The 24,463-nt window shown below is 70.4% G+C and carries 19 protein-coding genes and 1 tRNA gene; 9 read left to right on the top strand and 11 right to left on the bottom strand.

Features of this window, described 5'->3' with window-relative positions; genetic code table 11:
• Positions 1-13: 13 nt before the first annotated feature.
• A complete protein-coding gene (locus Q0A33_RS11605) occupies positions 14-2,527 on the bottom strand; it encodes a DEAD/DEAH box helicase (protein WP_291796647.1) in 2,514 nt (837 codons plus the stop codon).
• Positions 2,528-2,596: 69 nt separating this feature from the next.
• On the opposite strand from Q0A33_RS11605, the gene Q0A33_RS11600 reads away from it, so the two are divergent.
• Positions 2,597-2,884: a YciI family protein gene (locus Q0A33_RS11600; RefSeq protein ID WP_291796644.1), complete on the top strand. Its 288-nt coding sequence runs from the start codon at positions 2,597-2,599 to the stop codon at positions 2,882-2,884.
• A 159-nt stretch (positions 2,885-3,043) separates the two neighbouring features.
• Here the strand turns inward: Q0A33_RS11600 and Q0A33_RS11595 are convergent, their stop codons facing one another.
• Together Q0A33_RS11595 and uvrB are read right to left on the bottom strand one after the other, a co-directional pair.
• Positions 3,044-4,033: a TerC family protein gene (locus tag Q0A33_RS11595; RefSeq protein WP_291796641.1), complete on the bottom strand. Its 990-nt coding sequence runs from the start codon at positions 4,031-4,033 to the stop codon at positions 3,044-3,046.
• Between the two features lie 203 nt (positions 4,034-4,236).
• A complete protein-coding gene (gene uvrB / locus Q0A33_RS11590) occupies positions 4,237-6,444 on the bottom strand; it encodes an excinuclease ABC subunit UvrB (RefSeq protein WP_291796639.1) in 2,208 nt (735 codons plus the stop codon).
• A gap of 198 nt (positions 6,445-6,642) precedes the next feature.
• Between uvrB and Q0A33_RS11585 the strand changes: the two genes are divergently transcribed.
• The 4 genes from Q0A33_RS11585 to Q0A33_RS11570 are packed head-to-tail and all read left to right on the top strand — an operon-like array spanning position 6,643 to position 10,773.
• Positions 6,643-8,076, top strand: a complete 1,434-nt coding sequence (locus Q0A33_RS11585) for a branched-chain amino acid ABC transporter permease (protein ID WP_291796636.1) — start codon at positions 6,643-6,645, stop codon at positions 8,074-8,076.
• Between the two features lie 26 nt (positions 8,077-8,102).
• The gene (locus tag Q0A33_RS11580) at positions 8,103-9,083 is read left to right on the top strand and encodes a branched-chain amino acid ABC transporter permease (RefSeq protein ID WP_291796633.1); all 981 of its coding nucleotides are present in this window, start codon (positions 8,103-8,105) and stop codon (positions 9,081-9,083) included.
• Complete coding sequence (locus Q0A33_RS11575) at positions 9,080-10,006, top strand: ABC transporter ATP-binding protein (protein WP_291796630.1); 927 nt, start codon at positions 9,080-9,082, stop codon at positions 10,004-10,006. Before Q0A33_RS11580 ends, Q0A33_RS11575 begins: the two co-directional genes overlap by 4 nt.
• Complete coding sequence (locus Q0A33_RS11570) at positions 10,003-10,773, top strand: ABC transporter ATP-binding protein (protein ID WP_291796627.1); 771 nt, start codon at positions 10,003-10,005, stop codon at positions 10,771-10,773. The genes Q0A33_RS11575 and Q0A33_RS11570 overlap by 4 nt, the downstream gene beginning before the upstream one ends.
• A 75-nt stretch (positions 10,774-10,848) precedes the next feature.
• Here the strand turns inward: Q0A33_RS11570 and Q0A33_RS11565 are convergent, their stop codons facing one another.
• On the bottom strand, positions 10,849-12,108 hold the full coding sequence (locus Q0A33_RS11565) for an ABC transporter substrate-binding protein (RefSeq protein WP_291796624.1): 1,260 nt from the start codon (positions 12,106-12,108) through the stop codon (positions 10,849-10,851).
• A gap of 220 nt (positions 12,109-12,328) precedes the next feature.
• On the opposite strand from Q0A33_RS11565, the gene Q0A33_RS11560 reads away from it, so the two are divergent.
• Entirely contained in the window at positions 12,329-12,754 is a 426-nt protein-coding gene (locus Q0A33_RS11560) for an OsmC family peroxiredoxin (protein ID WP_291796621.1), read from the top strand.
• 35 nt (positions 12,755-12,789) lie between these two features.
• Here the strand turns inward: Q0A33_RS11560 and coaE are convergent, their stop codons facing one another.
• The 5 genes from coaE to rpsA form a co-directional block, all read right to left on the bottom strand.
• Entirely contained in the window at positions 12,790-13,734 is a 945-nt protein-coding gene (gene coaE / locus Q0A33_RS11555; protein ID WP_291796618.1) for a dephospho-CoA kinase, read from the bottom strand.
• A gap of 30 nt (positions 13,735-13,764) precedes the next feature.
• Positions 13,765-14,475, bottom strand: coding sequence for a GntR family transcriptional regulator (locus Q0A33_RS11550; RefSeq protein WP_291796615.1), 711 nt, complete (start codon positions 14,473-14,475; stop codon positions 13,765-13,767).
• Complete coding sequence (locus Q0A33_RS11545; RefSeq protein WP_291796612.1) at positions 14,418-15,683, bottom strand: MFS transporter; 1,266 nt, start codon at positions 15,681-15,683, stop codon at positions 14,418-14,420. The genes Q0A33_RS11550 and Q0A33_RS11545 overlap by 58 nt, the downstream gene beginning before the upstream one ends.
• A gap of 171 nt (positions 15,684-15,854) precedes the next feature.
• Positions 15,855-17,729: a hypothetical protein gene (locus Q0A33_RS11540; protein WP_291796609.1), complete on the bottom strand. Its 1,875-nt coding sequence runs from the start codon at positions 17,727-17,729 to the stop codon at positions 15,855-15,857.
• A gap of 30 nt (positions 17,730-17,759) precedes the next feature.
• On the bottom strand, positions 17,760-19,238 hold the full coding sequence (rpsA, locus tag Q0A33_RS11535) for a 30S ribosomal protein S1 (protein ID WP_291796606.1): 1,479 nt from the start codon (positions 19,236-19,238) through the stop codon (positions 17,760-17,762).
• Between the two features lie 252 nt (positions 19,239-19,490).
• Here rpsA and Q0A33_RS11530 point away from each other — a divergent pair, with 252 nt between their 5' ends.
• Entirely contained in the window at positions 19,491-20,327 is an 837-nt protein-coding gene (locus Q0A33_RS11530; RefSeq protein WP_291796603.1) for a class I SAM-dependent methyltransferase, read from the top strand.
• A gap of 43 nt (positions 20,328-20,370) precedes the next feature.
• Here Q0A33_RS11530 and polA read toward each other — a convergent pair whose 3' ends face one another.
• A complete protein-coding gene (gene polA, locus Q0A33_RS11525) occupies positions 20,371-23,016 on the bottom strand; it encodes a DNA polymerase I (RefSeq protein ID WP_291796600.1) in 2,646 nt (881 codons plus the stop codon).
• Positions 23,017-23,118: 102 nt separating this feature from the next.
• On the opposite strand from polA, the gene Q0A33_RS11520 reads away from it, so the two are divergent.
• Positions 23,119-23,565 (top strand): hotdog fold thioesterase, encoded by a 447-nt coding sequence (locus Q0A33_RS11520; protein ID WP_291796596.1) that lies wholly within the window; start codon positions 23,119-23,121, stop codon positions 23,563-23,565.
• Between the two features lie 21 nt (positions 23,566-23,586).
• On the opposite strand, the gene Q0A33_RS11515 is transcribed toward Q0A33_RS11520, so the two are convergent.
• Positions 23,587-24,207, bottom strand: coding sequence for a response regulator (locus Q0A33_RS11515; RefSeq protein WP_291796594.1), 621 nt, complete (start codon positions 24,205-24,207; stop codon positions 23,587-23,589).
• 116 nt (positions 24,208-24,323) lie between these two features.
• Between Q0A33_RS11515 and Q0A33_RS11510 the strand changes: the two genes are divergently transcribed.
• Positions 24,324-24,405, top strand: a tRNA-Leu gene (locus tag Q0A33_RS11510).
• Positions 24,406-24,463 lie beyond the last annotated feature (58 nt).

Here is a 24,463-nt window from a genome sequence, read left to right as displayed (position 1 = left end):
GACCCACGCGCCCTCAGCTCCCCGTGAGCGGGCCCACGGATTCGATCCGCAGCACCGCCTCGCCCGCCTCGTCGGAGGCGTCGAGATCCACGACCGCCGTGATCGCCCAGTCGTGGTCGCCCTGCGGGTCGCTGAGGATCTGGCGTGCCGTCCACTCCCGCGCCCCGGGTCCGTCCTCGATCTGCACCAGCCGGGGACTGCGGGCGGCCTGGTCGATGCCGAGTTCCCCGTACTCCTCGTAGAAGTCCTCGATCGCGTCCTCCCACTCCCGGGCGCCCCAGCCGGAGCCCGAGTCCAGGTCGCCCAGCGCGCGGTAGGCGGCGCGCTCCGCCAGCAGCACCCGGTGGAACAGCGCATTGCGCACTGCCGCGGCGAACCGGCGGCGATCGGAGGTGAACGTCTGCCGCAGGGCGGTGAGCGCCTCCTCGGGGACGGCCTCGGTGGGATCCGTGAGCTTCTCCCATTCCTCGACGAGGCTCGAGTCCACGCGGACCACCAGGTCGCTCAGCCAGGTGATGATGCTCTCGAGCTCCTCTCCCCGCCGGTCGACCGGCACCGTCTGCGTGAGTCCCCGGACCACGTCCAGCAGGTACCGGAGCAGACCGCCCTCCACGCGTGCCAGGCCGTAGTAGGCGACGAACTGCGAGAAGTTCATGGACTGCGAGATCATGTCCGCGACGATCGCCTTGGGCTCGATCCCGATCTCGCGCACCCACGGAGCCGAGGCCGCGTACGCCTCGAACGCCTCCTCGAGCACCTCCCGGTTGGGCCGGGGCACGTCGATCTCGTCGAGGATCGCCATGCGCTCCGTGTACTCGACGCCCTCGGCCTTGAGCGCGGCGAGCTCCTCGCCCCTGATCCGGTCCAGCTGGCCCCGGAGGATGTGGTACTGGATCTGGGTGGTGGCCTCGATGACGCTGAGCGCATCGAGCGCCCAGCTCTCGCCCTCCGGGTCGAAGAGATCGAGTGCGGCCAGCGCGAACGGGCTCAGCGGCTGGTTGAGCGCGAAGTCCGGGCCCAGCTCCTCGCTCAGCCGGTACTCCGCACCCCCGGGCACCTCCACGCGCTCCACGACGCCGCCGGCCAGGAGCGTCCGACCGATCTGCAGCGCCCGCAGCATGAGGTCGAGCTGGCGGTCGCGGCTCTCGTGCGTGCGCTCGATGAAGTCGCGGACGGTGTCGACCCCCGCGTGCGGACGCGCCAGGAGGTTGACGATCGTCGAGTGGGTGATCCGCATGTGCGAGCGGAGCAGCTCCGGCGTGCCGTCGACGAGCTTCCGGAAGCTCTGCTCCGACCAGCCCACGAAGCCCTCCGGCGCCTGCTTCTTCCGCACCTTCTTCCGCTTCTTGGGATCGTCCCCGGCCTTCGCGAGCGCCTGGACGTTCTCGATCTCGTGCTCCGGCGCCTGCGCGACGACATAGCCCACCGAGTCGAATCCCGCGCGGCCCGCGCGGCCGGCGATCTGCAGGAACTCGCGCACCTGCAGCTGCCGCACCCGGCGCCCGTCGTACTTGGTGAGCGAGGTGAGCAGCACGGTCCGGATGGGCACGTTGATGCCCACACCGAGCGTGTCCGTGCCGCACACCACGCTCAGCAGACCCGTGAGCGCCAGATGTTCGACGAGGCGCCGGTAGCGCGGGAGCATGCCGGCGTGGTGCACGCCCACGCCCCCGAGGACGAGCCGGCGCAGCGTCTCCCCGAATCCCTTGCCGAACCGGAAGCCGCGCACCTCCTCTGCGATCCGGTCCCGCTGTTCGCGGCTCGTGAGGTTGGCACTGAGGATCGACTGCGCGAGCTCCACCGTGCGCGCCTGCACGAAGGACACCACGTAGACCGGCGCCCGGTCCTCGCGCACGAGTTCGGAGAGCTTGTCCAGCAGCGGCTTCTGCGAGTACTCGAACTCCAGCGGCACCGGCCGCTCCGCGGAGCTGATGCAGGCGGTGTCGCGGCCGGTGAGCTCTGTGAGCCGGCGTTCGATCTCCGTGGTGTCGCCCAGCGTGGCGGACATGAGGACGAACTGCGTCTGCGGCAGCTCGAGGAGCGGCACCTGCCAGGCCCAGCCCCTCTGCGGATCCCCGAAGTAGTGGAACTCGTCCATGACGACGAGGGCGACGTCGAGCTCCGCGCCCTGTCGCAGCGCATGGTTGGCGAGGATCTCCGCCGTCGCGCAGATGACGGGGGCGTCCGCGTTCACGGCCGTGTCGCCGGTGACCATTCCCACGTTCTCCGCACCCAGCGCCTCGACGAGCGAGAAGAACTTCTCGCTCACGAGCGCCTTGAGCGGCGCGGTGTAGTAGGCGGTCCTGCCGGTGGACACCGCGTAGTAGAGGGCGGCGAGGGCCACCGTGGACTTCCCAGAGCCCGTGGGCGTGGCGACGATCGCATTGTCCCCCGCGAGCACCGTGAGGATCGCCTCCTCCTGCGCCGGGTAGGGGGTGATCCCCTGGTCCCGCAGGTGCTCCTCGAACGCCTCCCACACGGTGTCCGCAGTGGCGAAGTCCTCGGGGATCGGGACGAGACGGGGCACGTGTGCAGCTCCTAGCGGAAGGGGAGATAGGCTCGGACCACTCAATCCTACGATCACCAGGAGGGCACTGTGGCCGTCTTCGCCGTCACCTATGTCTACGGACCGGACACCGAGAAGCGCATGGGCATCCGCCCCGCGCACCGCGAGACCCTGGGCCGCCTCTACGAGGAGGGCACGCTGCTGGCGGCCGGCCCCCTCGAGGACGAGCTCACCCCGGGCGGACTGCTCATCGTCTCCGCCGGGTCCAAGGAGGAGGTCGCCGCGATCATCGGCCAGGACCCCTACGCCGAGGCCGGGGTCATCGCGGAGACGACGATCCGCGCCTGGACGCCGGTGTTCGGGCCCTTCGCGGCCTGAGGCTCCTCGCGCAGAGCCCGCGCTCCGCACGCACGCAGCCCCTCCGCACCGGATGGTGCGGAGGGGCTGCGTGCGGCGGGGCAGTCTGCGCTGACCTGCTCAGTCGCGGTGGAGGGGTGTCCGTCTCTCCGACCGGATCCCTTCCTCGCGCTGACCTGCTCAGTCGCGGTGGAGGGGCTTCTCCTCCGCCCGCCGCATGGCGATGAGGCTGGCGATCGTCGCCACGAGCATCGAGACGATGATGAAGCCCAGCGACGTCCAGGTGCTGATCTCCGGGACGCTGTGGCGGAAGGACTCCGGGAACCAGTCCGACTCGTGGAGGGCATGGAGGACGAGCTTCACGCCGATGAACGCGAGGATCGCAGCGATCCCGTAGTGGAGGTACGGCAGCTTGTCCAGCAGACCGCCCAGCAGGAAGTAGAGCTGACGCAGGCCCATGAGGGCGAAGACATTGGCGGTGAACACGAGGAACGGATCCTGCGTGATGCCGAAGATCGCGGGGATCGAGTCCAGGGCGAACATGATGTCCGTGGAGCCGATGGCGATGAACACGATGAGCATCGGCGTCCAGTACTTGGTGCCGTCGATGTTCACGCGCAGCTTGTTCTCGTGGAACTCCTCCGTGATGTTGATGCGCTTGCGCAGGATGCGGATGAGGCCGTTCTCCGAATCCGGGTCCTCCTCGCTGAAGGCCTGCCGCCAGGCCGTCCACAGGAGGAAGACGCCGAACAGGAAGAAGACCTCGATGAAGCTCTCGATCACCGCCGCGCCGGCGACGATGAAGATGCCGCGGAAGATGAGCGCGAGGATGATGCCCACCATGAGCACCTCCTGCTGGTACTTCCGCGGCACGGAGAACCCGGTCATGATCACGATGAACACGAACAGGTTGTCGATGCTCAGGCTGTACTCCGTGAGCCAGCCCGCGAGGAACTGCCCGCCGTGCTCGGCATCGCCCATCGCGAAGAGGATCCCCGCGAACACGAGGGCGAGGGACACGTAGAAGACCACCCACAGGGTCGCCTCCTTCATGGAGGGCACATGGGGGCGCTTGACGACCAGCAGCAGGTCGGCAACGAGGATGAGGACCAGCACGACGGACGAGACGACCTCGAACACGTGGTAGGGGTCCTGGAAGAACTCCAGCATGGATGCCTTTCGAGAGAGGAGCGTGATGGACGCGGTCGAAAGTCTCTCCCACGGCCTTGGCAGACCGCTCCACACCCGGACCCGGAGTGCGCGCCCTCAGAGCACGCGCACCGTCCGGATCGAGCTGACGAGTGTGGACCAGGGTGGGATACTCCCCTTCACCGAACGCTTCATGGTACACCGATCGGGTGCCGGCGTCTCACCTATGCGTGCCCCGCGTCCTTCATCTGCCGCAGCTCCTTCTTCAGATCGCCCAGCTCGTCGCGCAGTCGCGCCGCGAGCTCGAACTGGAGATCCGCCGCCGCCTGGTGCATCTGGTCCGTGAGCGTGCCGATCAGCTCCACCAGGTCCTCGGCCGGGGGCGTCACCGTGTCCCGGCCCGCGCGCGCCGCACGCTGCTCGTCCGTGAGCGTCGCGTTGAAGCCCCGCTTGCCCTTGCCGTAGTCGAACTCCGCGAGGATCTCCCGCGTGTCCTCGTCCTCCCGGCGGAGCCTCTCCGTGATGTCGGAGAGCTTCTTGGTGAGCGCGCGCGGTTCGATCCCGTGGTCCTCGTTGTGCTTGATCTGCACGGCGCGGCGGCGGTCCGTCTCGTCGATCGCCTCCTGCATGGAACGCGTGACCGTGTCCGCGTACATGTGGACCTCACCGCGGACGTTGCGGGCGGCACGGCCGATCGTCTGGATGAGGGAGGTCGCGGACCGCAGGAAGCCCTCCTTGTCCGCGTCGAGGATCGAGACGAGCGAGACCTCCGGCAGGTCGAGCCCCTCCCGCAGGAGGTTGATCCCCACGAGCACGTCGAAGTCGCCGGCGCGCAGCTCGGAGAGCAGTTCCACACGGCGCAGGGTGTCCACGTCCGAGTGCAGGTACTCGACGCGGACCTCGTTCTCCAGCAGGTAGTCCGTGAGGTCCTCCGCCATCTTCTTGGTGAGGGTCGTGACGAGCACGCGCTCGTCGCGGTCGACCCGCAGGCGGATCTGCTCGAGCAGGTCGTCGATCTGGCCGCGGGTGGGCTTCACCACCACCTGCGGGTCCACGAGACCGGTGGGGCGGATGATCTGCTCGACGTGCCCGCGGGAGCGCTCGAGCTCGAAGTCCCCCGGGGTGGCCGAGAGGTAGACGGTCTGCCCGATCCGGTCGAGGAACTCCCCGAACTTCAGCGGCCGGTTGTCCAGCGCGCTCGGCAGGCGGAAGCCGTGGTCCACGAGCGTGCGCTTCCGGGACATGTCGCCCTCGTACATGCCGCCGATCTGCGGCACCGTCACGTGCGACTCGTCGATCACGAGGAGGAAGTCCTCGGGGAAGTAGTCGAGGAGGCAGTTGGGGGCGGTGCCCGCCGCACGGCCGTCGATGTGGCGCGAGTAGTTCTCGATGCCCGAGGTGAAGCCCATCGACTGCATCATCTCGAGATCGTAGGTGGTGCGCATCTTCAGCCGCTGCGCCTCCAGCAGCTTGTCCTGCGACTCGAGCTCCGCGAGCCGATCCCTGAGCTCCGTCTCGATGTCCGCGATGGCACGGCTCATCCGCTCGTTGCCCGCGACGTAGTGGCTGGCGGGGAAGATGTGGACGACCTCCTCCTCCCTCACCACCTCCCCCGTGAGCGGGTGCAGGGTGTAGAGGGCTTCGATCTCGTCGCCGAAGAACTCGATGCGCAGCGCCAGCTCCTCGTACTGCGGGATGATCTCCACCGTGTCGCCCCGCACGCGGAAGGTGCCGCGGGTGAAGGCGAGGTCGTTCCGGGTGTACTGCATCTCCACGAAGCGCTTGAGGAGGGCGTCCCGGTCGAGCTCCTGCCCCACCGTGAGCGAGACCATCCGGTCCACGTACTCCTCCGGGGTGCCGAGGCCGTAGATGCAGCTGACGGTGGACACCACGACCACGTCCCGGCGGGTGAGCAGGGAGTTCGTCGCGGAGTGGCGCAGCCGTTCGACCTCGTCGTTGACCGAGGAGTCCTTCTCGATGAAGGTGTCCGTCTGCGGGACATATGCCTCCGGCTGGTAGTAGTCGTAGTAGGAGACGAAGTACTCGACCGCGTTGTGCGGCAGCAGCTGCCGGAACTCGTTGGCGAGCTGCGCGGCGAGCGTCTTGTTGGGCGCCATCACGAGCGTGGGCCGCTGAACCTGCTCGATGAGCCAGGCGGTGGTCGCGGACTTGCCGGTGCCGGTGGCGCCCAGCAGGACGATGTCCTTCTCCCCCTGCGCGAGCCGCTGGGTGATCTCCGCGATGGCGGTCGGCTGGTCCCCGGAGGGGGTGTACTCGCTCACGACCTCGAAGGGCGCCACGGAGCGCACGACCTCCGGGCGGTGACCGACGAGGGGGACCGGGATGTCCCCGCTCCCACCGGCACGCTCCCTGCTCAGCTGCTCCGTGCGGGGCTCCCTCTGCGACTGCTCATCCTGCGGCTTGGCGCTCATGCCCTCACGATAGCGCGGGGCACGGACACGGCCCGGGCGGGCGTCCTGCGGGAGGCGGAGACACAACTGTGACCAGACTTCTGCGCATACGGGCGGGAGAGGGCCTCGGGCCGGTGTAGCATTCCCTCACACATGTGATCTGCGGCACATTCCGCGACCCGCGTCGCGTGCCGCTCGGAAGGACGGGACCCTCCACCAGTGAACACATCCACACCCGGGCGGAGTCCCGCCCCACTGCGATCCGCGGTGATCCTGGCCGCACTCCTCCTCGCGGCGCTCGGCACCCTCCTGGCGCCGCCCGCAGCCGCCTCGCCCCTCGCACAGGAGACGGAGGACGCCTACTCGATCAAGGGCACGCTCCGCGACGAGGACAGGGAACCGCTCGAGGGCGTCCGCCTCACCGGCGAGGGCGAGGGCGGCAGCGCGGAGACGGTCACCGACGACGCCGGCCGCTGGGAGCTGCGCTTCCCGGCGGGCGGGACCTATGCGGTCGAACTCGACGAGAGCACACTGCCCTCCGGCGTCTCCCTCGCACCGGACGAGTCGAATCCCCGGGAGGTCTCCTTCGGCAGCACCAGCAATGCCGGCGTGATCTTCCGGTTCGGCTCCGGCTCCGGCGAGGACGGCGCCTCCTCCCCCGCCCCCTCGGACGCGGGCGGGGACGCCGGCACGGGAGGCTCCGCCGGGGAGGCGGACTCCGCACAGCCCGGCGCGGAGCCCGAGGGAACCGCGCCGCCGGCTGCCGGCAGGAGCTTCTGGGTGGTGCTGGGCGAGCGCGCCCTGGCGGGCCTGACGTTCGGCCTCATCCTCGGCCTCGCCGCGGTGGGTCTGTCGCTCGTCTACGGCACCACCGGTCTCAACAACTTCTCGCACGGGGAGACGGTCACCCTCGGCGCCGTCGCGGCCTTCTTCCTCTCCGCGGCGGGGCTGCCCTTCTGGGCGGCCGCGCTCGGCGCCGTGGTGGTCGGCGGCCTCTACGGCTACCTCAACGACACCGTCCTGTGGAAGCCGCTCCGGGACCGGCGCGCCGGCCTGGTGCCGATGATGATCGTGTCGATCGGCTTCGCGCTGACGATGCGCTATGTGCTCCTCTTCTTCTTCGGCGGCTCCACCCGGCAGCTGCCGGGCGCGCAGTCCCAGGTGCTGAGGTTCGGCCCGTTCGGCATCACGGTGAACAACCTCACCTCGATGCTCATCGCGCTCGTCATCATCATCGCGATCGCGCTCGTCCTCTCCTACTCGCGCCTGGGCAAGGCGACGCGGGCCGTCGCGGACAACCCGGCCCTGGCCTCGGCCTCGGGCATCAACGTGGACCGCGTCATCCGGCTCGTGTGGATCATCGGAGCCGCGCTCGCGGCGCTCGCCGGCATCCTCTACGCGTTCTACCGCCCGGGGGTGACGTTCAACATGGGCCAGCAGATCCTCCTCATGATCTTCGCGGCAGTGACGCTGGGCGGTCTCGGCACGATCTACGGCGCTCTCATCGGCTCGGTCTTCGTGGGTCTCCTCACGGAGATCTCGACCATCTGGCTCGCCGCCGACCTCAAGTACGTCGGCGCTCTCCTCATGATGATCCTGGTGCTGATCTTCCGACCCCAGGGGCTGCTCGGCAGAAAGGACAGGATCGGCTGAGAGGCCGCATCCGCGAAGGACCCACCATGGATTTCTCAAGCATCCTCACGAACGCGGCCTGGGAGATCATCAACCCCAACACCGCCGCCTATGCACTCGCAGCACTCGGCCTCGCCCTGCACTTCGGCTTCTCCGGACTGCTCAACTTCGGCCAGGCCGGCTTCATGGCGGTCGGCGCCTACGCCTTCGCCGTCTCAGTGCTCACCTTCGACGCGCCGCTCTGGGCGGCGGTGCTCGTCTCACTGACGGCCTCCCTCGGCCTCGCGCTGGTGCTCGGACTGCCCACGCTGCGGCTGCGGGCGGACTACCTCGCGATCGTCACCATCGCCGCGGCGGAGATCATCAGATACGTCGTCACCACCAACCAGCTCACCGAGTACACCGGGGCGGCCAACGGGCTCGCCGCCTTCGAACGCGGCTTCTACGCGCTCAGCCCGATCCCCCCGGGCCAGTACGCGATCGGCCCGCTGGTCGTGGGCGCCAACCAGCTCTGGGCCATCATCGTCGCCTGGGCGCTCGTCGTCCTCACCGGCGCCGTCCTCGCCCTGCTCGTCCGCAGCCCCTGGGGCCGGGTGCTCAAGGGCATCAGGGAGGACGAGGACGCGGTGCGCTCGCTCGGCAAGAACGTCTACCTCTACAAGATGCAGGCGCTCATGATCGGCGGCCTGATGGGCACCCTCGGCGGCCTCGTGTTCGTGCTCGGCACCGGTTCCGTCCAGCCCGCGCGGTTCGGCACCGAGCTCACGTTCTTCCTCTGGACCTGCCTCCTCCTCGGCGGCATGACGACCATCATCGGGCCGGTGGTCGGCGCGATGCTCTTCTGGATCGTCCTCTCCCTCACCCAGGGCATCCTCGTGGGCCTCGTCGAGTCCGGGACGGTGACGATCATCTCCACCGTCCAGGCCGGCCAGCTCCGCTACATCATGGTGGGCGTGGCCCTCATGCTCCTCATGATCTTCCGCCCGCAGGGCATATTCGGCAATCGCAAGGAGCTGGTGTTCTCATGAGCCCGCAGCAGACACCCACCGCCGAGGCCATCGCGAAGGACGGCGCGTCCGGGCCCGGATGCGCCAAGCGCGATCCGATCCTCGTGGCCCGCGGGGTCCGCCGGACCTTCGGCGCCCTCACCGCCGTGGACGTCGACCACCTCGAGATCCCACGGCACCGGATCACCGCGCTCATCGGCCCCAACGGCGCCGGGAAGACGACCCTGTTCAACCTCCTCACCGGCTTCGACACGCCCCAGAGCGGCACCTGGGAGTTCGACGGGAGACCGCTGGCCGGCATGCGGCCGCACAGGGTCGCCCACCTCGGGATGGTCCGCACCTTCCAGCTCACGAAGGTGCTCGGCAAGCTCTCCGTCCTCGAGAACATGCGGCTGGGGGCCACGGGGCAGACCGGCGAGCGGCTGCGCACCGCGCTCATGCCGTGGCTATGGAGGAGGCAGGAGCGGGAGAACACCGCACGGGCCGACGAGCTCCTCGCGCGGTTCAGGCTCGACGCCAAGCGCGAGGACTACGCCGCCAGCATGTCCGGCGGGCAGCGCAAGCTCCTCGAGATGGCACGCGCCCTCATGACCCGTCCGCGGCTGGTCATGCTCGACGAGCCGATGGCCGGGGTGAATCCGGCGCTCAAGCAGTCACTGCTCGACCACATCACCGGGCTCCGCGAGGAGGGCATGACGGTGCTGTTCGTCGAGCACGACATGCACATGGTCCGGCACATCGCCGACTGGGTCGTCGTCATGGCCGCCGGCAGCGTGGTGGCGGAAGGACCGCCGGACACCGTGATGTCCGATCCCGCCGTCGTGGACGCCTACCTGGGGGCGCACCACGACGTGGACCTGGGTGCCAGCGACGGCGCGGCCCGGCTCGAGGCACAGCTCGTCGAGGACGCCGATTCCCCCGTCGGAGAGGAGAGGACCTCATGACCACGTCCCCTGCGGCGGAGCCCGTCGTCACCGTGACCGACCTCGTCGCCGGCTACCTGCCCGGCGTCAACATCCTCAACGGCTGCAGCATCGAGGCCCGTGCCGGCGAGCTCATCGGAATCATCGGCCCCAACGGCGCCGGCAAGTCGACCCTGCTCAAGGCGATGTTCGGACTCGTGAAGGTGCACTCCGGCACCGTCGTCGTCCGGGGCGAGGACCTCACGGGGCTGAAGGCCGACCGCCTCGTCTCCCGCGGCCTGGGCTTCGTCCCGCAGACGGAGAACGTCTTCACCACGCTCACCATCGAGGAGAACATGCAGATGGGGGTCTTCCAGCGCCCGCAGACGTTCCGTGAGCGCTTCGACTACGTCGCGGACATCTTCCCGGAGCTCGGCCGCAGACGCACGCAGCGAGCGGGTTCGCTCTCCGGCGGCGAACGCCAGATGGTGGCGATGGGCAGGGCCCTCATGATGGACCCGGCCGTGCTCCTGCTCGACGAGCCCTCCGCCGGCCTCTCCCCCGTCCGGCAGGACGAGGCGTTCCTCCGCGTGCACGAGATCAACCGGGCCGGCGTCTGCGTGATCATGGTGGAGCAGAACGCCCGCCGCTGCCTGCAGATCTGCGACCGCGGCTACGTGCTGGACCAGGGGCGCGATTCGCACACGGGCACCGGCCGGGAGCTGCTGAATGACCCCAAGGTCATCGCCCTCTACCTGGGCGATCTGGCGGAGCGGACCGACCACGCGGACGAGGACGGCACACGCTGACGGAGCCGTGCCGGCGGCAGCGCTGCGAGGCCCCCGCCTTCCGGCGGGGGCCTCGCAGCGTGCGGCTTGCGCCTCTCAGAGCTTGCCGGACTCCTCGCTGTCCGGCTGCGGCACGTTGTCGCCGTCGTAGACGTACACCCCGATCGTCGCCTCGGTGACGTCGCCCTTGTCGGAGAAGCTGATCGGGCCCGAGTAGCCGTCGTAGTCGATGTCCGCGCTCGGATCCGCGTCGAGGAGCTCACGGCAGGCCGTGAAGCCCTCGCACTTCTCCCCGCCCTGTGAGAGGTCGGTCAGCTGGTCGCGGATGGCCTCCGGGTCGCTCGAACCCGCCGCGATCGCCCCGAGCGCGGTGAGAGCGGTGGCGTCGTAGGCCTCTGCCGCGTAGTTGAAGTTCTCCAGCTCAGGATCGTCCTCGAGCAGCCGATCACGCAGGTCCTGCCCGGCGAAGGCTCCCGGCTGGGTGCCTGCCGCGCCCTCGAGCGTGCCCGGATCGAAGTCCGCGCTGTAGTCCGCGGTGTTGCCGTCCACGAAGAACAGCTGATCGGGGGTGACGTCCCGCGCCGTGAGCAGGGGGACGATCGACTTCGCCTGGTCGAAGCTGATGACCGCGATCGCGTCCGGGTCCGCGCCCACCACCTCGTCGACCTGCGAGGTGAACTGCGAGTCGCCCTCGTTGAAGAGCGACTCCGCGACGATCTCGCCGCCGGCCTCCTCGACGGAGAGCCGGACGTTCTCCGCGAGCCCCGTGCCGTAGGCGTCGTTGAGGACGATGAGGCCGATCGACTGCGCCCCCTGCGAGACCATGTAGTTCCCGAGCACGCGGCCCTGCAGCACGTCCGAGGGCGCGGTCCGGAAGAAGAAGTCCCCGTCGTCCCAGTCGGTGAGCTCCGGCGAGGTGGCGCCGGGGGAGATCTGCAGCACGCCGGCACCGGTGATCTGGTTGATGACCGTCTGGGTCACGCCGGAGGACGGCGGCCCGATCACGGCCCCCACCCCTTCGTTGAGGAGCTCCGTCGTGGACTGCGAGGCGAGGTCGGTCGTCGTGTCCCCGGAGTCGCGGTGCAGCACCTCGACGTCCTCGCCGCCGATCCCGCCGGTCTCGTTGATCTCCGCCTGTGCGACGTTGACCCCTGCGATCTCCGGCGGTCCCAGGAACGCGAGTGCGCCCGTCTGCGGGAGCAGGGTGCCGATCTTCAGCGGGCCCGACCCGCCGTCTCCGTCCTCCTCCCCTGAGCCTCCGGTGGCGCACCCGGAGGCCGTGAGGGCCAGCGCCGCCGCGGCGGCCAGACATGCGGCGGCGCGACGGGTGCGCCGACCTGTGGGTGATGTGAGCATCCTGGTCTTCTTCCTCGAGTTCGGAGGACCGGCGGGCGGGACCCGCACAGCGGTGAGACGATGTGACGCATCTCACTTCCCACAGTGTATAGCGGCGAATGTCGAATGTGATGCATATCTCACCCCACGAAGGTTTCAGATGGGTAACGCCGCGAGGCGGCACAGCGGCCGTCACCGCGTAGACTCGCCTGCGGAAACCGACCCCGTCAGGAGAGGCCCCATGACCGCAGTCTCGAAAGCCCACACCGTCTGGAAGGGCCCTCTCATGGAGGGGTCCGGCACCGTGAGCCTGGAATCGTCGGGCGCAGGCACCCACGACCTCACCTGGGACGCGCGCTCGACCGGCGCATCCGGGGCGACGACGCCGGAGGAGCTCCTGGGCGCCGCACACTCCGCCTGCTTCTCGATGGCGCTGGCCAATGCCCTCACGGCCGCCGGCACGCCGCCGGAGGACCTCTCCACCGGAGCGGACGTCTCCTTCGACCCCGCAAAGGGGATCACCGGTATCCGTCTCTACGTGGTGGGCAGGGTCGAGGGGCTCAGCGAGGACGACTTCCGCATCGAGGCCGAGAGGGCGAAGAAGAACTGCCCCGTCTCCCAGGCGCTCAAGGGCGTGCCCGTGGAGCTGAGCGCCTCACTGCGCTGAGCCCTCCGCCTGGGCGCGCAACGCGGCCCCGCAGCTCACCGCAGGTGCAGTCGGCCCGGCTGCACCGGGTCCGCGAACACGCGGAGCCCGCGGTCCGCGGCGAGCCACCCGCCACCGCGCAGGGCTCCCTCCACGGCCTCGGCGCCCCCGAGCCCCTCGGTCTCCAGCCGGAAGCCGAGGGGTTCGGCCGTGACGGCGGACAGCGTCTCCGTGCTGGCTCCCGTCGCGGCGAGGCAGTGCTCGAGCCTGCGCCGCAGCCGGGCAGGAGCGTGTGCGCGGACCGCAGCCTCCGCCTCGGTGGCGGGCTCGCCCTCCGGACCCTCCGCAGCGGGCTGCGCACGCCCGGAGTCCAGCGCCAGTGCGAACGGCTCGATGCGCTCCGTCCAGAGGGCGTCGAACGCCCGCCTCAGCGCCGCCGGCTCACCGGCGTTGTCGAGGACCGCGTCGCATTCCTCGTACCGCTGCGCGTCGTCGGCCTGCTGGGCGATCCGCCGCTGCGCGTCCTCCCTGTCGAGCCCGCGGGAGCGCACCAGGCGGTCCAGGCGCAGGGGTGCCGGCACGTCGACGAGGACGCAGAGGTGATAGGCGGCGCCCATCCGCTTCTCCACGAGCAGCGGGACGTCGTGGACGACGACGGGACTGGCGGCCAGGGCGGCGAAGCGCTCCTGCGTGCGTGCGGCGATCGCCGGATGCATGATCGCGTTGAGCGCGGCCGTGCGCTCCGCACTCACGAACGCGGCGGCGGCCAGCGCCTGCCTGTCGAGCGCTCCGTCGTCGTCCACCACCTGCGGGCCGAACTCCCGGACGAGGGCCTGCAGCGCGGGCTCCCCCGGCTCGACCACCTCGCGGGCGACGGCATCCGCGTCGACGATCGCGGCCCCCTTCTCCGCCAGCAGCGCCGCGACGGTGGACTTCCCCGCCCCGATCCCTCCCGTCAGACCGATCCGCAGCTGTCCGTCCGCCGTGATGCTCCCACTCATGTGCACACTCTACGACCCGCGGACGCCCTCTCACCCGTGCGCGTCCTCCGTCCCGCCGCTCCTCTCTCCCGTCACCTGTGAGATGTGTGCGCGCAGCGCCGTGGCGAAGGCGGGCGCGTCCCCCGCCCGCAGGTGCTCCACGAGGGCCTGGTGCTCCGCGATGATCTCCTCGCACCGTGCGAGCAGCCTGTCGCCTGCGGCGAACAGCAGGAAGCGGTGCCTGTCCGCCAGCCTCTCGTAGAGCTCCACGAGCACCGAGCTCCCGCCCGCCTCCACGAAGCCGTGGTGGAAGCGCAGAGTGAGATCGATGAACCCGCGCAGGTCCTGGCGGCGGAAGGCCTCCCGCTGGCCCTCCACGGATTCCGCGAGGCGCGCGGCCAGGGTCTCACGCAGCTGCGGCGAGGCCCGGTCCACCGCGGTGGACTCGAGCACGAAGCGGGCGTCCGCGAGCTCCGCCGCCACCGCCGGGGAGACACCGGTGACCAGCGCCCCGCGTTTGGGATAGACGACGATCCACCCCTCGTCCTGCAGCCTTGCCAGCGCCACCCGCACCGGGGTCCGGCTCATCCCCAGGTCCGCGGCGAGAGCGGCCTCCCCCAGCATGGTGCCGGGCGGATCCACGCCCTCGAGGATGCGGTCGCGCAGCGCCCGATAGGCGCGTTCGCCCGCCGGCACCCCGGCGCTCACGGCCGCCCCGGCCAGCGCAGCCGGCGCAGCGCCGGGAGGAAGAAGAGCAGCCATACGACGAGGACGGCCGTCGCCATGAGGTTGATCCAGAGGAAGCCGCCCAGCTCCAGCACGGTGCCGGCCATCGCCGCCATGAGCGCCCCGCCCAGATTCATCGCGGAGTCGGACGCTCCCTGCAGGGTGAGCTTGGCCTCGGGCGGCACGGAGGAGGTCAGTAGCGAGGAGCCGCCGATGAGGAACATCGACCAGCCGATCCCCAGCAGGACGAGCGCCGTCGTGAGCAGGCCCATCGAGGACACCGGTGCGAGGGCGTCGTAGACGCCCAGGCCGATGGTGAGCGCGAACACGAGCGCCCCGACGAGCAGCACGGTGCCCTGCCCCCAGCGGTCCGCCATCCAGCCGAACACCGGGGAGAGCGCGTACATCCCGGCGATGTGGAGGCTCACCACGACGCCGATCGCGGTGAGCTCGAACTCCTGGTGGTCCATGTGCACGGGCGTCATGACCATCACGTTGGTCATCATCATCTGCCCGGCGATGACGGTGGCGATCGCGAGCAGGGCGGCGGGACGGGCCGCCGCGACGCGCAGCGCCGGCCCCAGCGGCAGCTGCGCCGCCGGGGCGCTCGCCGTCCCGTCCCCGCCACCGGTCCGCTGCGCACCGGCGGCGGCACTCCCGCGTGCACCGCCGATCCGCGGGACGAGGGAGGCACAGAGCATCGCGAGGGCGAAGGCGGCCATCGAGATGAGATAGGGGCCCGCGAGCGGGTGCATGCCCAGCGCCTCGCCGAGGTGCGCGCCCGGATCCGTGAAGGAGGGCCCGAGGACGGAACCCACCGTCGTCGCCCACACCACCAGGGACATGGCGCGTCCCGTCGCCGCGGGGTCCGCGAGGTCGACGGCCGCATAGCGCGCCTGGAGGCCCGAGGCCGTCGAGGAGCCGCACATGAGCATGCCCAGGAGGAAGACCGGGAGGAGCTGCAGCGCGACCCCGGCCAGCACCACGAGCGCACCCGCCGTGCCGATGCCGAAGCCGAGGGTGAGTGCGGTCCGGCGACCCTTCCGTCCCGCCAGCGCGGCGAGCGGATAGGCGAGCAGACCGGCTCCCAGGATCACGCTCATCTGCGCGAATCCGGCCATCGAGGTGCGTCCGCTGATCTGCTCCGCGAGCAGACCGCCCACGGCGTAGCCGGAGGCAATGCCCGCACCGGAGAACAGCTGCGCCGTGATGAGCGCGGCCTGCGCGCGCCGCTGCGCCCTCATGACAGTGCCTCCGGGAATGTCGTGGTGCGGGTCATCGTGGGTGCGCCTCCGTCATTGCAGTGCTCGGACGGTCCCATCTGGGATCCATCTTGGATACAACACCGAGGGTAGGACTTCTCTCCTTGTGGGGACGACCTGTCCGGAAGGCGGACGCCGCGCGGGGACGGCTGCTCAGCGCAGGTGCCGCAGATCCAGGACCCAGACACCGCCGTGCAGGGACTCCTCCGCACCCGAGGCCTCGGCGAGACGCAGGGCGAGTGCGTCACCGTCCGCAGGCAGCCGGGGGACGTCCCGGGGCACGAGCAGGAAGTCCGTGCCCCGGCGCGCCGAGTCCGCCACCGCCTCCGCGAGGTCCTCGGGCGGCACGGCCTCCAGGCCTTCGTCCTCCACGGTCCGCAGGGCCTGGTCGAGGGGATCGAGCGGCGACTGGTAGATCACCGGGATCTCCGGCGTCGAGCCGATGAAGTATCCGCCGGTCTCCGAGTACCGCATGCCGCTGACCGCCTGCCACACCATCGACTGCGCGGCATCCGGTTCCGCCAGCGCACGCGGCTGCGGCACCGCCTTCACCACGCTGTCCTCCGGGATCACGGCGGGGAGCTCCCCGCTCGTGAACAGCGCGGGGATGGGCACGGTGCGCGCCTCCACGGCGATCGGCGCGAGGGAGGCCGCCGTCGCGCAGGCCCCGAGGACCGCACAGACCCGCGCCGCCGTCCGCCGGCGCGTCTGCGCCGTGCGCACGGACTCCAGCAGGACCGCCGTGAGGATGCTCAGGCACAGCACCACGTGCACCGCCAGGCGCATGGGCAGCACGTTCTCCAGCACCGGGAGGGACTCCACCAGCCGGAAGGGCCCGGGGAGACCGGTATCCGCGCCGGCCACCCGCAGGCTCCCGCCCATCGAGAGGAGCCAGACGCATGCGGCCGTGCCCGCGGCCGTGCGGGTGAGCGCACCCCAGCAGCGGCTCCCGGCCGTCCGCAGCACCGCCCAGACGGCGACGAGCAGCCATGCGGCGGACAGGTATCCCCCCACCTCCGCCGGGTCGATCCCGAGCACCCGCGGCACGAGGTCCTCCTCGGCGCCGAACGGGACGAAGGAGGGAGGCACCACCGCGTCGGCGAGGTCGTTGACCCATACGCCGTGAGGGCGCAGGCCCTCCCGCGGGGCGCCGAAGTCCGCGGCCATCGTCGCGAGGAGCGGTGCGGCCACCAGCAGCGCGATCGCTCCCGCACCGCCTGCCACGAGAGCGGCCGGACCCAGCCGCCGTACCAGTCCGCGCCGCAGGGCACGGGAGCGCACGGCAGGGATCCCGAACACGCAGGCGAGGACGAGCAGCGCCGTCACAGCGGCGAGGAAGGTGCCGGCCAGCAGCTCGGTGGAGAGGTAGAACTGCCAGACCAGCGCGGCGGCGAGGAGCACACCGGCCGGCAGGAGACGCACGACCCGTTCCGGGAACCGTCCGCCCACGGGCGCCGTGAGGGCGGAGTGGAGGAAGGCGGCGACGAGCGGCGGCAGGACCGCGAAGCTGAGATTGAGATGGCCGCCGGCCTGGCTGATGAGATACGGCGAGAACGCGTAGAGGAACGCGGCGGGGAAGGCGGCCGCCGGGGCGGCGAACCGCCGGAGGAGGAAGCCGCAGGCGAGCCCCGCGGCGACCGGAGAGGCCAGGATGCAGAGGTTGAAGGAGACCACCGGGCCCAGCAGCCAGGTCAGCGGTGCCGCGGGCACCGCGAGGCCGAGCACCGAGGTGTTCCACGCACCGTTGACGCCCTCGGGGTGATTCATCCGCACCGTGGTCAGGAGGGAGCCCTCCCCCGTGCCGGCTCCGAACCAGGACGCGACCGAGTCGGCGGCATGGGCGAACCACCAGATGAACAGGGAGGTGTCGTCATTGGCGGCGGTCACCCGGGAGGCCGGGTCCGCGAGCACCTCGCGGAACGCCAGCGCCGCGGCGGCGGCCAGGACGGCGGCGAAGCCGCACCAGGTCAGGAGGGTGCGAAAGGACCCCCGGACGGGTGTCCGGGGGTCCTTCTGCTCAGCGCTCAACGAGGAAGGCTGATCGTCTCAGCGCGACGCTCAGGCGCCGGCGAGCTTCTCGCGCAGAGCCGCGAGAGCCTCGTCGCTGGCGAGGGTGCCCTCGTCCGCAGGCGTCTCGGAGGCGTAGGAGGCAGCCGAGGGAACGGCGGCGTCCACGGCGGCATCCGCAGCGGCGTCCGCGTCCGCGGCGATCGCCTTGGCGACCTGCTTCTTGTGCTCCTCCCAGCGCTGCTGAGCGGCGGCGTACTGCTGCTCCCACTCCTCGCGCTGGGCCTCGTAGCCCTCGAGCCACTCGTTGGTCTCCGGGTCGAAGCCCTCCGGGTACTTGTAGTTCCCGTCCTCGTCGTACTCCTGGAGCATGCCGTAGAGCGCGGGGTCGAGGAACTCCTCGGCCTCCGGGTCCACGCCCTCGTTCGCCTGCTTGAGGGAGAGCGAGATCCGGCGGCGGTCCAGGTCGATGTCGATGACCTTGACGTAGATCGTCTCGTCGACGCTCACGACCTGCTCGGGCAGGTCGATGTGGCGGACGGCGAGCTCCGAGATGTGCACGAGGCCCTCGATGCCGTCCTCGACGCGCACGAACGCACCGAAGGGAACGAGCTTGGTGACCTTGCCCGGCACGATCTGACCGATGACGTGCGTGCGGGCGAAGTGCTGCCAGGGATCTTCCTGCGTGGCCTTGAGCGACAGCGAGACGCGCTCGCGGTCCATGTCCACGTCGAGGACCTCGACGGTGACCTCGTCGCCCACCGCGACGACCTCGCTGGGGTGCTCGATGTGCTTCCACGAGAGTTCGGAGACGTGCACGAGTCCGTCGCCACCACCGAGGTCGACGAACGCGCCGAAGTTGACGATGGAGGAGACGCCGCCCGGGCGGACCTGACCCTTCTGCAGCGTCTGCAGGAAGTCGTGGCGGACCGCGGACTGCGTCTGCTCGAGCCAGGCGCGGCGCGAGAGGACGACGTTGTTGCGGTTCTTGTCCAGCTCGATGATCTTCGCCTCGACCTGCTGGCCGATGTAGGGGGCGAGATCGCGGACGCGGCGCATCTCGACGAGGGAGGCCGGCAGGAAGCCGCGCAGTCCGATGTCGACGATGAGACCGCCCTTGACGCCCTCGATGACCGTGCCGGTGACGACACCGTCCTCGTCCTTGATGCGCTCGATGTCGCCCCAGGCGCGCTCGTACTGCGCGCGCTTCTTGGACAGCATCAGGCGCCCGTCCTTGTCCTCCTTGGTGAGGACGAGGGCCTCGATCGCGTCTCCGACCTCGACGACCTCGGAGGGGTCGACGTCGTGCTTGATGGAGAGTTCGCGCGAGAGGATGACGCCCTCGGTCTTGTAGCCGATGTCGACGAGGACCTCGTCGCGGTCGACCTTGACGACAGTGCCCTCGACGATGTCTCCGTCGTTGAAGTACTTGATGGTCTCGTCGACGGCTGCGAGGAAGTCTTCGGCAGAGCCGATGTCGTTGACTGCGACCTGGGTCTGCTTCGCCGCGTCCGGCGTGGTGGTGGTCATTAGGTAAGGGACTCCGTGTAATGGAATGCGGCCCGCGATCCCGGGGCAGGCCACGGTCTCGTGGTGGATTGATGTGTGCGCATGCTCTGGGTGCCGCATGTGTTGCAGGTGCCGCATTCATCGCATGTGCTGGATGCTCTTCGTGCTGGTCCGGGATCCAGGTGCACGGAGTGCATACCGTCAAATATGCTAGCACCACAGAGGGGGTTCGCGCACGCGTCCGCCCCAACCGATCAGCGTAAGGACGTGCACGTGACCGAGGGAGAGTACTCGCCGGAGATCATCAGCGGCGGATATCTGGCGATCGGGGACGAGGAGTCCGTCCGCGCCAACCGCTCGTACTGGGACGGCTCGGCGGAGGAGTACCTCGCGGAGCACGGCAGCTTCCTGGGCGCCTCCGAGTTCGTCTGGTGCCCGGAGGGGGTCCGCGAGGACGACATCGGCCTGCTGGGCGACGTGACGCGGAAGCAGGTCCTCGACGTGGGCTGCGGCGCGGGGCAGTGCACCCGCTGGCTCGCGGAGCACGGCGCGCTCGCGACGGGCGTCGACCTGTCCTCCGGCATGCTCGAGCAGGCCTCCCGGCTCAGCCGCGAGAACCCGCTCACGGCCGGCGCCGTGCCGCCCACCTTCCTGCAGGCCGACGCCCGGTCCCTGCCGTTCCCCTCGGGGAGCTTCGACATCGCCTGCTCGTCCTACGGCGCCCTGCCGTTCGTCAAGGACGCCGAGGCCGTGCTGGCGGAGGCCGCCCGGGTGCTCCGTCCCGGCGGGCTCTGGGTGTTCTCCGTGACGCACCCGATCCGGTGGATGTTCCCGGACGTGCCGGGCGAGGCGGGGCTGACCGTCGAGTACTCCTACTTCGACCGCACGCCGTACGTGGAGCTCGACGCCTCCGGGGAGCCGGTCTACGCCGAACACCACCGGACGATGGGCGACTGGATCAGCCTGCTGGTGGAGGCGGGCTTCGAGATCACCGGGCTCACGGAGCCGGAGTGGCCGGAGTCCAACGAGGCCTCGTGGGGCGGCTGGTCGCCGCTGCGCGGACAGCTCATGCCCGGCACCACGATCTTCTCGGCCAGGCTGAAGGGCTGAGCGGGGCGGCTCCGCGCCGCCCCGCTCACGTGCCCGGCCCCGCTCAGTGCGCGGCGGCGTGCCAGCTCGCGCCGGTGCCCACGTTCACGTCGAGGGGCACGTCGAGTTCGGCGGCGCCGGCCATCTCCCGGCGCAGGATCTCCTCGACCTGTCCCGCCTCCCCCGGGGCCACTTCGACGATGATCTCGTCGTGGACCTGGAGGAGCATGCGCGAGCGGAGGCCGCCGGCCCCCAGCGCGGACTCCACGGCGATCATCGCGCGCTTCATGATGTCCGCCGCGCTGCCCTGGATGGGCGCGTTGAGCGCGGCCCGCTCCGCCATCTCCCGGACCTGCCGCTGCGCTGAGGTGAGTGCCGGCAGGTAGCGGCGGCGGCCGTCCATCGTCTCCGTGTAGCCGCGCTCCCGCGCCTCCTCCACGACCGCGCCCAGGTAGTCGCGCACCGCGCCGAACCGGGAGAAGTACTCGTCCATGAGCCCGCGGGCCTCATCCACCCCGATGCCCAGCTGCTTCGAGAGCCCATAGGCGGAGAGGCCGTAGACCAGGCCGTACGACATCGCCTTGACCTTGCTGCGCATCTCCGGGGTGACGTCCTCCGTGGCCACGCCGAACACCTGCCCGCCCACGTAGGCGTGCAGGTCCTCGCCGGCGCGGAACGCCATGATGAGCGAGGGATCCCCGGACAGATGCGCCATGATCCGCATCTCGATCTGCGAGTAGTCCGCCGTCATGAGCGATTCGCTGTCCGCACCCGGCACGAACACCTCCCGGATCCGCCGGCCGGCCTCCGTGCGCACCGGGATGTTCTGCAGATTGGGGTCCTTGGAGGAGAGCCGGCCTGTCGCCGCGGCGGTCTGCAGGTAGGTGGTGTGGATCCGCCCGGAATCGCTCACGGTCTTCTCGAGGCCCACCACCGTCTGCCGCAGCTTGATCCGGTCGCGGTGCGCGAGCAGATGCTGGACGAAGGGATGCCCCGTCTTCACGAACAGATCCGCGAGCGCATCCGCGTCCGTCGTGTACCCGGTCTTGGTCTTCTTGGTCTTGGGCATCTCCAGCTCGTCGAAGAGGACCGCCTGGAGCTGCTTGGGCGACCCCAGGTTCACCTCGTGGCCGATCGCGGCGTAGGCCTCCTGCGCACTCGCCTCCGCCTGGGCGCCGAACTCCTCGCCCAGCTCCGCCAGACGCGCGGCGTCCACCGCGATGCCGCGGGACTCCATCCGTGCCAGGACCTCCTGGACGGGCATCTCGATGCCGGTCATGATCCCGGTGAGATGCGCGCCCTCGAGCGCCTCGGCGAGCACCGGCCGCAGCTGCAGCACGGTCCAGGCGCGGATGTGGAGACCGTCCGCGTCCTCGTCCTCCTGCTGCGCCGCCAGCCCCAGCCGGGCCTGCGCGATCTCCTCGAGGGCGTAGCCCCGGCGGTCCGGCTCCAGCAGGTAGGCCGCGAGCTCCGTGTCCCAGTCCGCGTGCGCACGCGGCAGGCCGGACACGCGCAGCGCCTTGAGCTGCGGCTTCGCATCGTGCATGACGAGGCGGGTGTGCCCGGCGAGGAACTCCTCGAGAGCGGTCGCACCGGCGGGTTCGAGCGCGCTGAGCGCCACGACCGCCGTCCGCTCCCCCCAGGCGAGGGCGATGCGGTCCACCGCCCCCAGACCCAGGACGTAGGTGGCGTCCGTCGCGACGGCGACCCAGGCCTCCGCGTCGATGCCCTCCAGCAGGGGCACCAGCTCCGCCGCGTCCGGCCGGGCGGGGACGGGCGCCTCCTGCGCGGATGCCGCGCCCGCGTTCCCGGACACGCCGAACAGGGCCTCCGCCCGCCGTCCGAGGACCGCGAACTCGAGCTGGTCGAACAGGGCGCTCAGCGCGTCCGCGTCCGGTCCCTGCATGCGTGCGGCCTCCACCGTGACCGGCACCTCGACGTCGTCGAGCAGGCGGTTCACGCGGTAGTTGCGCTCCACCGCCTCCCGGTGCGCCCGCAGGTTCTCACCGGCCTTGCCGCCGATCTCCTCGCTGTGTGCGAGCAGCGCCTCCAGGTCCCCGTACTTGTTGAGCCACTTCGCCGCGGTCTTCTCCCCCACTCCGGGCACCCCGGGCAGGTTGTCCGCCTTCTCCCCCACGAGGGCCGCCTGGCCGCGGTACTGCGCCGGCGTGACGCCGTACTTCTCGCTCACCGCCTCCGGGGTCATGCGGGTGAGATCGGACATTCCGCGCTTGGGGTAGAGGACGCTCACGCCCTCGCGGACGAGCTGGAAGCTGTCCTTGTCCCCCGAGGCGATCCGCACCTCGATGCCGGCCTCCTCGCCCAGCCGGGCATAGGTGGCGAGCACGTCGTCCGCCTCGACCCCCTCCAGTGCCACGACGGGGATGCGCATGGCCTCCAGCAGGGTCTCGATGAGCTCGACCTGCCCGTGGAAGTCCGGAGGCGTCTTCGCCCTGCCGGCCTTGTACCCCGGGTGCTCCTCGAGCCGGAACGCGGGCCTGCCGCGGTCGAAGGCCACGAGCACGTGGGTGGGCCTCTCCGCCTCCAGCGCGGTGAGCAGCATGGACACGAAGCCGAACACGGCATTGGTGGTCTGCCCCGTGGAGGTGGAGAACTTCTCCGGGGGGAGGGCGTGATAGGCCCGGTAGGCCATCGAGTGCCCGTCGATGAGGAGGAGCGATTCCGCGGTGGGGCTGTCGTTCTGAGTCACCGCTCCAGACTACCCGGCACCGCGGACACGGGCACGAGCGCGGACGCCTCCGCCGCTAGAGTGAGATCCGCACCAGTTCCGCTCATCCCCCGGAGGCTCCCGATGTCCGTTCCGCCCGCATTCCCCCGCATCACCGCCGAGACCACCCCCGCGGAGTGCACGGCGCTGCTGGCCGGCTACCGGGACATGCCGGGCACGCTCATGGAGCGGATGGGGATCGAGATCACCGGGCTCGGCCACGGCTTCGCCGAGGGCGTCTGCCCGGTCGAGGGCAACCTGCAGCCCGCGGGCCTCTTCCACGGCGGGGCCCATGTCGTCCTCGCCGAGACGCTGGCCTCGATGCACGCGGCGCTGCGCACCGGCGGGCCGGTGGTCGGCGTCGACCTCAACGCCACCCACCTCCGCTCGGCCACCTCCGGCACCGTGCGGGGGCGCGCGGAGGTGCTGCACGGCGGACGCCGCCTCTTCAGCCACGAGGTGCGGATGACGGATGCGGACGACCGACTGCTGTCGATCGTCCGCATCTCGAACATGGTTCTGGAGAGCTGAGCCGCGGCTCCGCCCCGGTGCTCAGTCCTTCTGGGCGCCGATCTGCGAGAGCACGGTCTCCGCGACCTCGCGCATGGTGAGCCGGCGGTCCATCGAGGTCTTCTGGATCCAGCGGAAGGCCTCGGGCTCCGTGAGGCCCATCGAGGAGATCAGCAGTCCCTTGGCGCGCTCCACGAGCTTGCGGGTCTCGAAGCGGTCCGTGAGATCGGAGATCTCCGACTCCAGCGCGGAGATCTCCGCATGGCGGGACAGCGCGATCTCGAGCGCCGGGATGAGGTCGTTCGCGGAGAACGGCTTGACGACGTAGGCCATCGCACCGGCGTCGCGCGCACGCTCCACGAGCTCCTTCTGGGAGAAGGCCGTGAGGAGGACCACGGGGGCGATCCGCGCCGAGGCGATGCGTTCGGCCGCGGAGATGCCGTCGAGGACGGGCATCTTGATGTCCATCACGACGAGGTCGGGGCGCAGCTCCTCCGCCAGCCGGATCGCGGACTCGCCGTCGGCGGCCTCGCCGACCACGTCGTAGCCCACCTCCCGCAGCATCTCCACGATGTCGAGGCGGATGACGGCCTCGTCCTCTGCGACGACGACCCGCTTCACGGGTCCCTGGGCGGAGTTGGAAGTCTTCTCTGTTTCGCTCACGTCCCCCATGCTACCGCCCACGGGCCGCCTGCGGCACGGCAGGAGTTCGGATGCGGACGTGACCTCGTCTACACTGCTGGAACGGCCCTTCGCAGACGGAGATCCCGCGGGGCCCGGCCGGATTGGCGGAATCGGTAGACGCAGCGCACTCAAAATGCGCCGCCTTCGGGTGTGAGGGTTCGAGTCCCTCATCCGGCACAGCGAGAAGCGGCGGGCGACCACACAACACGGGGGGAGGCGCGGCGCGCGGGGGAGG

This window comes from Brevibacterium sp. (assembly GCF_022712115.1).
Classification (GTDB): Bacteria; Actinomycetota; Actinomycetes; order Actinomycetales; family Brevibacteriaceae; genus Brevibacterium; species Brevibacterium salitolerans.
The sequence above is the reverse complement of the archived record's forward strand: the minus strand, read 5'-3'. Positions and strand labels throughout refer to the sequence as shown.

Bases quoted from the DNA above. Each gene is read 5' to 3' on its own strand.
- Q0A33_RS11595 (WP_291796641.1), bottom strand. From the start codon at position 4,033: ATGCTGGAGTTCTTCCAGGACCCCTACCACGTGTTCGAGGTCGTCTCG.
- uvrB (WP_291796639.1), bottom strand. From the start codon at position 6,444: ATGAGCGCCAAGCCGCAGGATGAGCAGTCGCAGAGGGAGCCCCGCACG.
- Q0A33_RS11580 (WP_291796633.1), top strand. From the start codon at position 8,103: ATGGATTTCTCAAGCATCCTCACGAACGCGGCCTGGGAGATCATCAAC.
- Q0A33_RS11575 (WP_291796630.1), top strand. From the start codon at position 9,080: ATGAGCCCGCAGCAGACACCCACCGCCGAGGCCATCGCGAAGGACGGC.
- Q0A33_RS11570 (WP_291796627.1), top strand. From the start codon at position 10,003: ATGACCACGTCCCCTGCGGCGGAGCCCGTCGTCACCGTGACCGACCTC.
- Q0A33_RS11565 (WP_291796624.1), bottom strand. From the start codon at position 12,108: ATGCTCACATCACCCACAGGTCGGCGCACCCGTCGCGCCGCCGCATGT.
- Q0A33_RS11560 (WP_291796621.1), top strand. From the start codon at position 12,329: ATGACCGCAGTCTCGAAAGCCCACACCGTCTGGAAGGGCCCTCTCATG.
- coaE (WP_291796618.1), bottom strand. From the start codon at position 13,734: ATGAGTGGGAGCATCACGGCGGACGGACAGCTGCGGATCGGTCTGACG.
- Q0A33_RS11550 (WP_291796615.1), bottom strand. From the start codon at position 14,475: ATGGCTGCTCTTCTTCCTCCCGGCGCTGCGCCGGCTGCGCTGGCCGGG.
- Q0A33_RS11545 (WP_291796612.1), bottom strand. From the start codon at position 15,683: ATGAGGGCGCAGCGGCGCGCGCAGGCCGCGCTCATCACGGCGCAGCTG.
- rpsA (WP_291796606.1), bottom strand. From the start codon at position 19,238: ATGACCACCACCACGCCGGACGCGGCGAAGCAGACCCAGGTCGCAGTC.
- Q0A33_RS11520 (WP_291796596.1), top strand. From the start codon at position 23,119: ATGTCCGTTCCGCCCGCATTCCCCCGCATCACCGCCGAGACCACCCCC.